The organism is Pantoea sp. BR_17 (assembly GCF_041955125.1).
Classification (GTDB): domain Bacteria; phylum Pseudomonadota; class Gammaproteobacteria; order Enterobacterales; family Enterobacteriaceae; genus Pantoea; species Pantoea stewartii.
Genome location: NZ_JAVAXT010000009.1, coordinates 1 through 13,039, shown reverse-complemented (window position 1 = coordinate 13,039; position 13,039 = coordinate 1). Strand labels below are relative to the sequence as shown.

Here is a 13,039-nt window from a genome sequence, read left to right as displayed (position 1 = left end):
CCGTGTTCGATATTGGTTTTGGTGAGTTGCTATTAGTCTTCGTGATCGGGCTGATTGTCCTGGGTCCGCAACGTTTGCCGCATGCGGTTAAAACGGTTGTCGGATGGATTCGGGCGGTCCGTTCACTGGCGGCCAATGTTCAGAGTGAGCTGGCGCAAGAGCTGAAACTGCAGGAACTGCAGGACAGCCTGAAAAAGGTGGAGGAAGCCAGCCACGGCACATTGTCGCCTGAGCTGAAAGAATCCATGGAAGCGTTGCGTAAAACCGCGGATTCAATGAAACGCTCGGTTCAACAGAGCATTGATATCGAAAGAGAAGAAGACGAAGCAAACACCATCCATTCCCCGTTACACCAGACGGGGAGTGACTCGCCGAAACCGGTGACGCCTGTGGCCAGTGAGCAGCAGGCACAGTCACTCGCACACGCACCTGTTGAACCCCATGTCGAGGCTGCGGTTGCACCGGCACAGGACAGCAACACGGCGACCACGCCGGTCCCGCCGCGGCCTGCGTCCGGCTATGCCAGTGCTCCGCCGCAATCGCCGGGTCGGACAGACGCACCGCCTGCGGAAAAACCGGGCAACGCCGCGCCGTCGCTCAACCCAGCTTCTCCTCCTTCTGCAAGTGATGAACGATAATGGCCGTTGAAGATACCCAACCACTTATCAGCCATCTGATTGAGCTGCGTAAACGTCTGCTGAACTGCATAATTGCTGTGTTAGTTATTTTTCTGGCACTGATCTACTTTGCTAATGACATCTACCATGCCGTGGCGTCGCCACTGATCAATCAGATGCCAGCGGGTGCCAGCATGATCGCGACGGATGTCGCCTCACCTTTCTTCACGCCGATAAAGCTGACGATGATCGTGTCGGTGTTCCTTGCCGTGCCGGTTATTCTTTATCAGGTCTGGGCGTTTATTGCGCCAGCGCTTTATCGCCACGAACGTAAGCTGGTCATGCCGCTGCTGTTTTCCAGTACGCTACTGTTTTATGTTGGCGTGGCCTTTGCCTATTTCATTGTTTTTCCGCTGGCTTTCGGCTTCTTTGCGAAAACCGCGCCGCAGGGCGTCACTATCGCGACAGATATCACCAACTATCTCGATTTTGTCATGACCTTGTTTATGGCGTTTGGTGTGGCATTTGAAGTGCCGGTAGCCATTGTGCTGCTGTGCTGGACCGGTATTACCAGCCCTGAGGATTTAAAAAAGAAGCGTCCTTACATCCTGGTCGGCGCGTTTGTTGTCGGGATGCTGCTCACACCACCGGACGTTTTTTCTCAAACTTTGCTCGCTATTCCGATGTACTGCCTGTTTGAAGTCGGCGTATTCTTTTCACGGTACTATGTGGGAAAAGGCCGTCAGACAGAGGATGAGGAACAGAACATCGAATCCTGATGTCGTATTCAGTACACCCGCAGAAGCGGGAGACACAAGCCAAAAACCGCCGTCAGGCGGTTTTTTGTTTAGGATGTTTTTGACAGAGAGTAAAAATATGTTTGATATCGGTGTAAACCTGACCAGCACGCAGTTCGCCTCCGATCGAAAAAAGGTGATTACGCGCGCCCGTGACGCGGGCGTCACCGGCATGTTGATTACCGGTACCAATGCGCTGGAAAGTCAGCAGGCGCAGCGGCTGGCTGAGGCTCATCCGGGTTACTGCTGGTCCACCGCGGGCGTGCATCCCCATCATGCCAGTGAGTGGTCACAAGAGGTCGCGAATACGCTGCGCCGGCTGGCGGAAAAAGCCCAGGTTGTGGCGATAGGTGAATGCGGGCTGGATTTCAATCGTAACCTGTCCGCACATCAGCAGCAGGAATATGCGTTTGACGCGCAACTGGCATTAGCTGCGGAACTGAATATGCCCGTGTTTCTTCACTGTCGGGAAGCGCATGAACGCTTTGCTGCGGTACTTGAGCCCTGGTTGCCCAAATTACCCGCCGCCGTGATTCACTGTTTTACCGGTACGCGGGAAGAGTTAGCGGCCTGCCTGGAAATGGGCTTATCGGTAGGCATTACCGGTTGGGTATGCGATGAACGCCGGGGAATTGCCCTGCGTGAGATGTTGCCGTTGATTCCCGCCGAACGGTTGCTACTGGAAACGGATGCGCCCTATCTGTTACCGCGGGATATGCGCCCACGGCCAACTTCCCGGCGCAATGAACCCTGTTTTTTACCGCATATCCTGCAGCAGGTCGCGAACTGGCGAGGCGAGGAACCAGAGGCGCTGGCAGCCCAGGTGGATCATAATGCGCGCACGCTGTTCGGGCTGAGTTAGGCTTTACGGAATTGTCGGTTATCCACGCTCCGGACAACCTGTTTGTTTAGCAGATTCAGCAACAGGATGGAGCGTGCTTCGCCATCGGGCTCTGAGAAGATAGCCCGCAGACCTTCAAACGTCCCTTCGGTGATGATGACTTCATCGCCGTTTTGCGGCGTTTCAGGATCGATCAGCGTTTGTGGCACATCAGTCTGCAGTGCATCAATAACGACAGCAGGTACGGTGGCCGGCGTCGCGCCAAAGCGCACGAAATGGCTGACGCCACGTGTACTGCTGATGGTTGTGGTGTGAATGGCTTCGGGGTCAAACTCAATGAACAGGTAGTTTGGGAACAGCGGTTCACTTACGGTAGTTCGCTTGCCACGCACAATTTTCTCAAGCGCGATCATGGGGCTCAGGCAATTTACGGCTTGCCGCTCAAGATGCTCTTTCGCACGCAATAGCTGCCCACGTTTGCAATAGAGTAAGTACCAGGATTCCATAACTGCTCCCAATGAATGGACGCTAAGAATAGCAAACCTCCACTCAGAGTTATAGCGCATTGGGGTCTGTTACGCGGCGTTGCCTGGAAAATAAACTAAGATTGTTCTGAATGACGAATGCCATCGCATAAAATGAAAAAATAGCCATTATGCGGTAAGGTTCAGCACGAAAACTAAGCGACATTATTCGTCTGATGGTTGCCCGTGACGGGCAAGATAAGCCATGCGGTGCATAAAGCTCCACACATTCATGTAATCAGCCCTATAATGGCAAATTCACTCTGGCCGGAAAGTTGAAGCCGCATGAAATATCAGGATTTAAGAGACTTTATTGCGCTGCTTGAACAGCGTGGTGAACTCAAGCGTATCTCGCACGTGATCGACCCCGAACTGGAAATGACCGAAATTGCCGATCGCACCCTGCGTGCAGGCGGTCCGGCATTGCTGTTTGAGAACCCAAAAGGTTACGACATGCCTGTACTGTGTAACCTGTTCGGTACGCCAAAACGCGTGGCCATGGGCATGGGCCAGGAAGAGGTCAGTGCACTGCGTGAAGTGGGTGAGTTGCTGGCCTTTTTAAAAGAACCTGAGCCACCGAGAGGTTTCCGCGATCTGTTCAGTAAAATGCCGCAGTTTAAGCAAGTACTGAATATGCCGACCAAAAGGTTGCGCAATGCGCCCTGTCAGGAGGTGGTTTTCAGTGGTGATGAGGTCGACCTGACCCAAATCCCGGTCATGAAATGCTGGCCCGGCGACGCTGCCCCGCTGATTACATGGGGATTAACCGTAACGCGCGGCCCGCATAAAGAGCGACAAAATTTAGGCATCTATCGTCAGCAGGTGATTGGCAAAAATCGCCTGATCATGCGCTGGCTTTCTCATCGTGGTGGTGCCCTGGATTATCTTGAATGGTGCAAGGCACATCCTGGCGAACGTTTCCCGGTGTCCGTTGCACTGGGCGCCGATCCGGCGACCATTCTGGGTGCGGTCACGCCCGTCCCTGACACGTTGTCAGAGTATGCGTTTGCCGGTCTGCTGCGCGGCAACAAGACCGAAGTCGTCAAGTGCCTCTCAAACGATCTGGAAGTGCCTGCGAGCGCCGAAATTGTGCTGGAAGGCTATATCGAACCCGGTGACATGGCACCTGAAGGTCCCTATGGCGATCACACCGGTTACTATAATGAAGTCGACAGTTTCCCGGTGTTTACCGTTACGCACATCACGCAGCGTCATCAGGCGATCTACCATTCTACCTATACCGGAAGGCCACCGGATGAACCCGCCGTCCTGGGCGTGGCGCTGAATGAAGTGCTTGTACCGATTCTGATTAAACAGTTCCCGGAAATCGTCGATTTCTATTTGCCACCAGAAGGATGCTCTTACCGACTGGCGGTCGTGACGATTAAAAAACAGTACGCGGGACATGCCAAGCGCGTGATGTTTGGCGTCTGGTCATTTTTACGGCAGTTCATGTACACCAAATTTGTTATTGTGTGTGATGATGACGTTAATGCCCGCGACTGGAACGACGTCATCTGGGCAATCACGACGCGTATGGACCCGGCACGCGATACCGTATTGGTAGAAAACACGCCAATCGATTATCTTGATTTTGCGTCTCCGGTTTCCGGACTAGGGTCAAAGATGGGCCTCGACGCCACGAATAAATGGCCAGGTGAGACGCAACGAGAGTGGGGCACGCCGATTGTTAAAGATCCGGCCGTTACCGCACGTATCGACGCTATCTGGGATGACCTCGGTATTTTTGATCAACCATCACAGCGTTGATGGTGAGCAATAACCATAAAGACGACCCGACAGAGGGACCGCATGACAACGTTAAGCTGTAAAGTAACTTCAGTTGAGGCGATTACCGACACGGTGTATCGCGTTCGCCTGATTCCGGAAGCAGATTTTAGTTTTCGCGCAGGGCAGTACCTGATGGTCGTAATGGATGAGCGTGACAAGCGCCCGTTTTCATTAGCCTCCACGCCAATGGAAACTGAAATCATTGAACTGCATATCGGTGCCTCAGAGCTGAATCTCTACGCCATGGCGGTGATGGATCGTATTCAGCAGGAAGGGCAAATTGTGGTGGACATCCCACATGGTGATGCCTGGTTGCGTGAAGAGAGTGACAAGCCGTTAATCCTGATCGCGGGTGGCACAGGCTTTTCCTATGTGCGTTCCATTTTACTCACTGCGCTTGCCGAACAACCCAACCGTGATATTGCGGTTTACTGGGGCGGGCGCGAACTGAAGCATTTGTATGATTTGGACGAGCTGGAAGCACTGGCGATTAAGCATCCGAATCTGAAAGTGATTCCGGTTGTCGAACAGCCTGAAGCAGGCTGGCCGGGCCGTTCTGGTACGGTGCTGACAGCCGTCATGCAGGACTTTGCGACCCTGAGTGAGCATGAGATTTATATTGCCGGCCGCTTCGAAATGGCGAAAATCGCCCGTGAACGCTTTTGTTCAGAACGAGGTGCCGTTGAAGCACAAATGTATGGCGATGCGTTTGCTTTTATCTGACGTGACAGCACAAGAAAAAACCCGCCCCTGACAGGCGGGTAAATCTCACACTATAACGTTCCAACGTATTAAACGCGTTCAATAACGGTAGCGATGCCCTGACCCAAACCAATACACATGGAGGCCAGGCCGAATTGCGCATCGCGACGTTCCATAATGTTCAGCAACGTCGTGCTGATGCGTGCGCCTGAGCAGCCTAACGGATGGCCCAACGCGATGGCGCCGCCATTGAGGTTGACCTTGTCATCGAGCCTGTCTGACAGGCCGAGATCGTTGATGCAGGGCAGAACCTGCGCGGCAAAAGCCTCGTTAAGTTCAAAAACATCAATGTCATTTACGCTCAGCCCGGCGCGCTTCAGTGCCAGCTTGCTGGCCGGGACCGGGCCGTATCCCATAATGGAAGGATCGCATCCCACTACTGCCATACTTTTAATGCGTGCACGGGGTTTCAGGCCCTGCTCTCGTGCGTGGCTTTCACTCATGATCAACATGCCCGCCGCCCCGTCTGATAACGCTGACGAACTGCCCGCAGTGACTGTTCCGTTCACCGGATCGAAGGCAGGCCGCAGTGCTGCCAGTCCTTCCAGGCTGGTATCTTCACGGATGACTTCGTCAACGTCATAGCGTTTCAGGACGCCATCGGCATCGTGACCATGCAGCGCAACAATTTCATTGGCAAAATCGCCACGCTGCGTGGCCTGCCAGGCACGCTGATGAGAGCGCAAAGCAAAAGCGTCCTGCTGCTCGCGGCTGATATGGTGCATGCGCGCCAGCATCTCTGCCGTTAGCCCCATCATCCCTGCGGCTTTCGCAACGGTACGGCCTAAACCCGGATGAAAATCGACGCCATGGTTCATGGGGACATGCCCCATATGTTCGACACCGCCAATTAAACAAGTCTGAGCATCGCCGACCATGATTGCGCGTGCGGCGTCATGTAAGGCCTGCATTGAAGAACCGCAAAGACGGTTAACCGTTGTAGCCGGAACGCGGTGCGGGATTTCAGCCAGCAGCGCGGCGTTGCGGGCAATGTTGAAGCCTTGCTCCAGCGTTTGCTGCACGCAACCCCAGATAATGTCGTCCAGCGTGGCGGCATTCACCCCCGGATTGCGGTTCAACAGAGCACGCATGACATGCGCGGACAGGTCCTCAGCGCGTACATGGCGAAATGCCCCACCTTTTGAACGGCCCATCGGCGTACGCACCGCGTCAATAATTACCACATTTTCCATTTTGATTACCTCAGGCGCTTCTGAACGCGGCTTCATCGATCGGTTTGACGGCGGGATACCAGCTTTCGTGTTGGCGCGCTTTCTCAAGCAGCAGGGCAGGGAGCGCATACAGCCCACCCAATGACGAATAACGTTTCGCCTGATCCACCACGTTGCCGTTACCCAAAGTGTCGAGATAACGGAAAGCGCCGCCACGGAAAGGCGGGAATCCCAGACCATAGACCAGCGCCATGTCTGCTTCAGCAGGTGAGGCGATAATCTTCTCTTCCAGGCAGCGAACCACTTCATTCAACATCGGCAGCATCATGCGATTCAGAATCTCTTCATCACTGAATATCCGTTTAGGCTGGCAGGCGGGTTCGAGTAAGGCATCGATCTCTGCATCGGACACTTTTTTCGGTTTCCCTTTTTTGTCTTCTTCCCAGCGCCAGAAACCCAGACCATTTTTCTGACCAAAGCGCTTCGCCTCAAACAGAATATCGATCGCATCGCGATAGTCTTTTTTCATCCGTTCAGGAAAACCGTCCGCCATGACGCTTTGCGCATGATGCGCGGTATCAATGCCCACGACATCCAGCAGCCATGAAGGCCCCATCGGCCAGCCAAACTGTTTTTCCATTACCTTGTCGATCTGGCGGAAGTCCGCACCATCACGCAACAGCATGCCGAAGGCAGCGAAGTAGGGGAACAAAACGCGGTTAACAAAGAAACCCGGACAGTCATTCACCACCACCGGGGTTTTACCCATTTTACTGGCCCAGGCGACAACTTTACCCAGCGTGGCCTCACTGGTTTTCTCTCCACGGATCACCTCTACCAGCGGCATACGTGGAACCGGGTTAAAGAAGTGCATGCCACAAAAATTTTCTGGACGCTGCAACGCCTGCGCCAGATGGCTGATGGGGATGGTTGAGGTGTTTGACGCCAGAATGGCATCAGCGCGCATATGGGTTTCGGTTTCAGCCAGAACGCTGGCCTTGATTTTCGGATTTTCGACGACGGCTTCTACCACGATGTCGGCCTGGTCGAAACCGGCATAATCGAGAGTAGGCTGAATAGTGGCAATGACGCTGGCCAGCTTGTTTCCGTCTATTTTACCGCGTTCCAGTTGCTTATTCAGAAGCTTACTGGCTTCATTCATGCCCAGCGTCAGCGCCTGCGGATTGATATCCTTCATTTTAACCGGCACGCCTTTCCATGCCGATTGATAGCTGATTCCACCGCCCATAATACCGGCGCCCAGCACGGCGGCCTGTCTGGGCGAGCCGCTTTCACTGCTGCGTTTTTTGGCCAGACTTTTGATGTACTGATCGTTGAGGAAAATCCCGACGAGCGCGCGGGCCACATCTGACTGTGCCAGCGGAACAAACGCTGCGGTTTCCAGCTTTAGCGCATCATCGCGGCCCAGCGCTGCTGCCGCTTCAATGGTTTTAACGGCAGTGACTGGCGCAGGGTAGTGTTTCCCCGCCGTTTGCATCACCATGCCTTTGGCTATCGTAAAGCTCATCGCGGCTTCAACGGGGCTGAGTTTCAACGGAGCCAGTTTAGGGGCGCGACGGGCACGCCAGCTGCCGTCGTGGGCGGCCGCTTTTAGCATGGTTAACGCAGCATCACGCAGCTTATCGTTGCTGACAACCGCATCCACCAGACCCAGTTTCAGCGCTTCAACACCGTCAACATCTTTGCCTGCGGCAATGATTTCCATTGCACTGTCGGCACCTAACAGACGAGGAAGACGCACGCTGCCGCCAAAACCCGGCATGATGCCCAGCTTCGTTTCCGGTAACCCCAGGCGGGCCGTCGGTGTGGCAACGCGCAAATCCGTGGCCAGTACACATTCACAGCCACCGCCCAGCGCATAGCCCTCAATCGCCGAGATCGTGGGCACCGGCAAATCTTCCAGACGATTGAAGATACTGTTGGCGAAGGTCAGCCACTGGCTCAGTTTCTCTGTCGGCGCATCAAAGAGCGCCAGGAATTCAGTAATGTCCGCACCCACGATAAAGGCGGGTTTTGCTGATCGCAGAAGCACACCGCGCAGGCCGGCATGTTTTTCCAGCACCGTTACCGCATCGCCAAGACTGGCCACGGTTTGCGTATCCAGCTTGTTAACGGAGCCGGGGGCATCAAATACCAGCTCGACAATACCATCGTCCAGCTGGTGAAGAGTGAGGTTAGCGCCTTGGTAGAGCATGTACGTCTCCTGAAACCGCGAAAGGTGATCTGGTCATACCAGATGATCGTGAGTTTGGGAGGGATGTTAATTTTTTGCAAACAGGTCTTTGTTTATTTGCTAACAAGATCACAGCCACGGGGAACCCGGCATCCGGATTTTGCCTGTGATAAACTGCGGCTTTTCCGGACACTGGAGAGGCGGCAATGGATTCACTTAAGAGCTTGTATCACGCGCATATTACGACCTTGCAACAACGTGCTCAGCAGGTATTGGCACGTCATAAACTGGACGCCATGCTGATCCATTCCGGCGAGCTACTCACCGTATTTCTGGACGACCACACGTATCCGTTTAAGGTCAACCCGCAGTTCAAGTCCTGGGTGCCGGTAATACAGGTACCTAACTGTTGGCTGTGGATCGATGGCGTGAACAAACCGAAATTGTGGTTCTATTCGCCGGTGGATTACTGGCACAACGTTGAACCGCTTCCGCACAGTTTCTGGACCGACGACATTGAGATTATCGGGCTGGCAAACGCGAATGCCATTGGCGATCTCCTGCCTGCTCAGCGCGAAAATGTTGCCTATATTGGCCCGGTCATCGAACGCGCTGCGCAGTTAGGCATTACGGCAGGCAACATCAATCCTAAAGCGGTGATCGATTTCCTGCATTATCACCGCAGTATTAAAACTGACTACGAACTGAGCTGTATGCGTCAGGCGCAGAAAATCGCCGTGGCAGGACATCGCGCTGCCAAAGAAGCGTTTGCGGCAGGTCTGAGTGAATTCGATATTAATCAGGCGTACCTGACCGCGACTGGTCATCGCGATACGGATGTCCCTTACGGCAACATTATTGCATTGAACGAACATGCTGCCGTGTTGCATTACACCAAACTGGATCATCAGCCACCGGCTAAGCGCTACAGTTTCCTGATTGATGCCGGGGCGGAATATCAGGGATATGCCGCTGACCTGACCCGCAGCTATGCCGCACAAAGCGGATCGCTGTATGCCAAAATGGTGGAGGCGATGAATGCGGAAGAGCTGGCCTTGATTGCGACGTTGAAAGCGGGCGTGCGCTACACCGATTACCATCTGCAAATGCATCAGCGCATTGCAAAATTGCTGGTGAAGTTTGATTTGGTCCACGGCATCAGTGAAGAGGCGTTGGTGGCCGAAGAGCTGACCGGTCCGTTTATGCCACACGGTTTAGGTCATCCGCTGGGCCTGCAGGTTCATGATGTCGCCGGATTTATGCAGGATGAAAGCGGGACGCACCTGGCTGCGCCAGCGCAATATCCTTACCTGCGTTGCACCCGTGTCATCCAGCCGGGGATGGTGTTAACCATCGAGCCAGGCTTCTACATTATTGATTCACTGCTGGCACCGCTGCGCGCTGGCAAATTCAGTGCGCATTTTAACTGGCAGGCACTGGATGCGCTTAAGCCTTACGGCGGCATTCGCATTGAAGATAACGTGGTTATTCATGCTAATCGCGTTGAAAACATGACTCGCGACCTGCACCTCGCCTGATGGAGGCTTACGATATTCCTGCGCAAGCGCTGAGCGTGAGTGAGGAGACCATCAAAAAGAGCCGGTTTATTACGTTACTGGCGCACACGGACGGTGTCGAAGCCGCGCGGGCTTTTGTCCAGCAGGTAAAACAGGATCATCCGACGGCCCGGCATCATTGCTGGGCCTGGGTGGCGGGCGCGCCCGATGATTCGCAGCAGTTGGGGTTTTCCGATGACGGCGAACCTTCGGGAACGGCGGGGAAACCTATGCTGGCGCAGTTGATGGGGGCAGGCATAGGGGAAATCACCGCCGTCGTCGTACGTTACTACGGCGGCATCATGCTGGGAACGGGCGGTCTGGTAAAGGCTTATGGCGGCGGTGTCCAGCAAGGGCTGAAACAGCTTGAGCGCCAGCGAAAAGTCCCGGTAAGGTTATTCACGTTGCAGTGTGACTACGCCCAGTTGAGCGACATTGAGCGTCTGGTGCAGCGCTACGACGGCAGCATTACTGAAAGTCAGTATTGCGACCGTATCGCGATGACGCTGGCTTTGCCTTATGGACAAATTGAGGGATTTAAGCAAAATCTGTCAGACTTCAGCCGGGGTGCGTTAACGCTTCTTCCGCTTACATCATGATGTTCTTCTCTTTAACTAAAGGAACGGCTTAATGCATTTTCGCGCCATTACCCGCATTGTCGGTCTGCTGGTGATCCTCTTCTCGGTGACGATGATTGTACCCGGCCTCGTTGCGCTGATTTATCGGGATGGTGCCGGCCGCGCCTTCAGCCAGACGTTTATGATGGCTCTGGTGATTGGTTCATTATTGTGGTGGCCAAACCGTAAGAAGAAAACGGAGCTTAAGCCGCGCGAAGGGTTTCTGATCGTGGTTCTGTTCTGGACCGTGCTGGGCAGCGTCGGGGCCATGCCGTTTATCTTTGCCGAACAGCCGCATCTGTCGGTTACCGATGCCTTTTTTGAATCCTTTTCCGGGTTAACCACCACCGGTGCGACGACGCTGGTGGGGCTGGACTCTTTGCCTAAAGCGATTCTGTTCTATCGCCAGATGCTGCAGTGGCTTGGCGGTATGGGAATCATTGTGCTCGCGGTGGCGATTCTGCCGATTCTGGGCGTCGGTGGGATGCAGCTTTACCGTGCCGAAATGCCCGGTCCGTTGAAAGACAATAAGATGCGTCCGCGTATTGCCGAAACGGCCAAGACGCTATGGCTTATCTATGTATTACTGACGGTGGCCTGCGCACTGGCATTATGGTTTGCCGGAATGCCCGCCTTCGATGCCATTGGGCACAGCTTTTCGACGATTGCTATTGGGGGATTTTCAACCCACGATGCCAGTATCGGCTATTTCCAGAGCGGCACCATTAATACGATTGTGGCCGTGTTCCTGCTGATCTCCGGCTGTAACTACGGCCTGCACTTCTCTTTACTGAGTAACCGCAATCTTCGGGTGTACTTACGCGATCCCGAATTTCGTATGTTTATCGGTGTGCAACTGACGCTGGTACTGATCTGTACGGTGGTACTGTGGTTCCATAATGTTTATGACAGCGGATGGCAAACGCTGAATCAGGCGTTTTTCCAGGTTGTCTCGATGGCGACGACAGCGGGATTTACCACAGACAGTATTGCGCGCTGGCCGCTGTTCCTGCCGGTTTTGCTGCTGTGCTCTGCGTTCATTGGCGGCTGTGCCGGTTCGACGGGCGGTGGCCTGAAAGTGATCCGCATCCTGCTGCTGTGTAAACAGGGGAATCGCGAACTCAAACGCCTTGTCCATCCCAATGCGGTTTACACCATTAAGCTGGGTAATCGCGCGTTGCCAGAACGCATCCTGGAAGCGGTCTGGGGATTCTTCTCTGCGTATGCGCTGGTCTTCCTGATCAGTATGCTGGCCATTATTGCCACCGGCGTGGATGATTTTTCTGCTTTTGCCGCGGTCGCCGCAACGTTAAACAACCTGGGGCCCGGTCTGGGTGTTGTAGCGGATAACTTCACCTCAATGAATGATGTGGCAAAGTGGATTTTAATTTCGACTATGCTGTTTGGTCGCCTTGAGGTATTCACGTTGCTGGTGTTATTCACGCCAACCTTCTGGCGAGAATAACTAATAAGGATGCAGATGATGAAAGCATTAATTCTCTTTTCGACCCGTGACGGTCAGACGCAAAAAATCGCTTCCGCTATGGCGGAGGCGATTAAGGGCGAGCAAGCGTGCGATGTGATGAATATTCAGGATGCAGACGCGATTGACTGGCAGCAATATGATCGGGTGCTGATTGGGGCTTCAATCCGTTATGGTCACTTTCAGCCCGCCGTAAACGAATTTGTTAAGCAGAACCTGGCCGCATTGCAGCAGCGCGTCAGCGGCTTCTTCTCCGTGAATCTTACGGCGCGAAAGCCAGAGAAGCGGACGCCGGAAACCAATGCCTATACCGTTAAGTTTTTAGCGCAGTCGCCCTGGAAGCCCGATTGCTGTGCGGTTTTTGCTGGTGCACTGTATTATCCCCGCTATCGTTGGTTTGATCGGGTCATGATTAAGTTGATTATGCGCATGACCGGCGGCGAAACGGATACGACGAAGGAAGTTGAGTATACGGACTGGGAGCAGGTGCGCGGTTTCGCCAGAGATTTTGCACAGTTACCAGGCAAATCGTACTGAAATAACGCGATCTGGCGAAATTTGAGACGAACAGTAATATTTTTGCAATTAACCCTTGTCAGGCCGCGCGAACTCCCTATAATGCGCCTCCATCGACACGGCACAACGGCTTACGGAATGCGGTGTTGAGAGGGTCAGGCAACTGAGC

The 13,039-nt window shown here is 54.0% G+C and carries 12 protein-coding genes; 9 read left to right on the top strand and 3 right to left on the bottom strand.

Going from position 1 to position 13,039, the window contains the following annotated elements; all coding sequences use genetic code 11:
- Positions 1-2: 2 nt before the first annotated feature.
- The 3 genes from tatB (at position 3) to tatD (ending at position 2,276) form a co-directional block, all read left to right on the top strand.
- Positions 3-638 carry a Sec-independent protein translocase protein TatB gene (gene tatB, locus RAC60_RS14500; protein WP_006121476.1) on the top strand — a complete coding sequence of 212 codons (636 nt, stop codon included), beginning with the start codon at positions 3-5 and terminating at the stop codon, positions 636-638.
- Complete coding sequence (gene tatC, locus RAC60_RS14495) at positions 638-1,396, top strand: Sec-independent protein translocase subunit TatC (protein WP_375093952.1); 759 nt, start codon at positions 638-640, stop codon at positions 1,394-1,396. Before tatB ends, tatC begins: the two co-directional genes overlap by 1 nt.
- A gap of 97 nt (positions 1,397-1,493) precedes the next feature.
- Complete coding sequence (tatD, locus tag RAC60_RS14490) at positions 1,494-2,276, top strand: 3'-5' ssDNA/RNA exonuclease TatD (RefSeq protein WP_375093951.1); 783 nt, start codon at positions 1,494-1,496, stop codon at positions 2,274-2,276.
- Here tatD and rfaH read toward each other — a convergent pair.
- Positions 2,273-2,761 (bottom strand): transcription/translation regulatory transformer protein RfaH, encoded by a 489-nt coding sequence (gene rfaH, locus RAC60_RS14485; RefSeq protein ID WP_006121479.1) that lies wholly within the window; start codon positions 2,759-2,761, stop codon positions 2,273-2,275. The two genes, tatD and rfaH, sit on opposite strands and share 4 nt — an antisense overlap.
- Before the next feature lie 303 nt (positions 2,762-3,064).
- Here rfaH and ubiD point away from each other — a divergent pair, with 303 nt between their 5' ends.
- Both ubiD and fre read left to right on the top strand, forming a co-directional pair.
- The gene (gene ubiD, locus RAC60_RS14480; protein ID WP_054688529.1) at positions 3,065-4,549 is read left to right on the top strand and encodes a 4-hydroxy-3-polyprenylbenzoate decarboxylase; all 1,485 of its coding nucleotides are present in this window, start codon (positions 3,065-3,067) and stop codon (positions 4,547-4,549) included.
- A gap of 42 nt (positions 4,550-4,591) precedes the next feature.
- The gene (gene fre / locus RAC60_RS14475; protein WP_033737387.1) at positions 4,592-5,293 is read left to right on the top strand and encodes an NAD(P)H-flavin reductase; all 702 of its coding nucleotides are present in this window, start codon (positions 4,592-4,594) and stop codon (positions 5,291-5,293) included.
- A gap of 68 nt (positions 5,294-5,361) precedes the next feature.
- Here the strand turns inward: fre and fadA are convergent, their stop codons facing one another.
- On the bottom strand, positions 5,362-6,525 hold the full coding sequence (gene fadA, locus RAC60_RS14470) for an acetyl-CoA C-acyltransferase FadA (protein WP_006121482.1): 1,164 nt from the start codon (positions 6,523-6,525) through the stop codon (positions 5,362-5,364).
- A gap of 10 nt (positions 6,526-6,535) precedes the next feature.
- Entirely contained in the window at positions 6,536-8,719 is a 2,184-nt protein-coding gene (fadB, locus tag RAC60_RS14465; RefSeq protein WP_375093950.1) for a fatty acid oxidation complex subunit alpha FadB, read from the bottom strand.
- A gap of 185 nt (positions 8,720-8,904) precedes the next feature.
- On the opposite strand from fadB, the gene pepQ reads away from it, so the two are divergent.
- Genes pepQ through hemG form a run of 4 tightly spaced genes read left to right on the top strand, consistent with a single transcriptional unit; the run spans position 8,905 to position 12,891 of the window.
- Positions 8,905-10,236 (top strand): Xaa-Pro dipeptidase, encoded by a 1,332-nt coding sequence (gene pepQ / locus RAC60_RS14460; RefSeq protein WP_375093949.1) that lies wholly within the window; start codon positions 8,905-8,907, stop codon positions 10,234-10,236.
- Positions 10,236-10,853 carry an IMPACT family protein gene (locus tag RAC60_RS14455; protein WP_162286656.1) on the top strand — a complete coding sequence of 206 codons (618 nt, stop codon included), beginning with the start codon at positions 10,236-10,238 and terminating at the stop codon, positions 10,851-10,853. Before pepQ ends, RAC60_RS14455 begins: the two co-directional genes overlap by 1 nt.
- Positions 10,854-10,884: 31 nt before the next feature.
- On the top strand, positions 10,885-12,336 hold the full coding sequence (gene trkH, locus RAC60_RS14450; RefSeq protein ID WP_033737393.1) for a Trk system potassium transporter TrkH: 1,452 nt from the start codon (positions 10,885-10,887) through the stop codon (positions 12,334-12,336).
- An 18-nt stretch (positions 12,337-12,354) separates the two neighbouring features.
- Positions 12,355-12,891, top strand: a complete 537-nt coding sequence (gene hemG / locus RAC60_RS14445) for a menaquinone-dependent protoporphyrinogen IX dehydrogenase (protein ID WP_033737395.1) — start codon at positions 12,355-12,357, stop codon at positions 12,889-12,891.
- Positions 12,892-13,039 lie beyond the last annotated feature (148 nt).

Coding starts and splice junctions, on each gene's coding strand:
- tatC (WP_375093952.1), top strand. CDS start 638: ATGGCCGTTGAAGATACCCAACCACTTATCAGCCATCTGATTGAGCTG.
- tatD (WP_375093951.1), top strand. CDS start 1,494: ATGTTTGATATCGGTGTAAACCTGACCAGCACGCAGTTCGCCTCCGAT.
- rfaH (WP_006121479.1), bottom strand. CDS start 2,761: ATGGAATCCTGGTACTTACTCTATTGCAAACGTGGGCAGCTATTGCGT.
- ubiD (WP_054688529.1), top strand. CDS start 3,065: ATGAAATATCAGGATTTAAGAGACTTTATTGCGCTGCTTGAACAGCGT.
- fre (WP_033737387.1), top strand. CDS start 4,592: ATGACAACGTTAAGCTGTAAAGTAACTTCAGTTGAGGCGATTACCGAC.
- fadA (WP_006121482.1), bottom strand. CDS start 6,525: ATGGAAAATGTGGTAATTATTGACGCGGTGCGTACGCCGATGGGCCGT.
- fadB (WP_375093950.1), bottom strand. CDS start 8,719: ATGCTCTACCAAGGCGCTAACCTCACTCTTCACCAGCTGGACGATGGT.
- pepQ (WP_375093949.1), top strand. CDS start 8,905: ATGGATTCACTTAAGAGCTTGTATCACGCGCATATTACGACCTTGCAA.
- RAC60_RS14455 (WP_162286656.1), top strand. CDS start 10,236: ATGGAGGCTTACGATATTCCTGCGCAAGCGCTGAGCGTGAGTGAGGAG.
- trkH (WP_033737393.1), top strand. CDS start 10,885: ATGCATTTTCGCGCCATTACCCGCATTGTCGGTCTGCTGGTGATCCTC.
- hemG (WP_033737395.1), top strand. CDS start 12,355: ATGAAAGCATTAATTCTCTTTTCGACCCGTGACGGTCAGACGCAAAAA.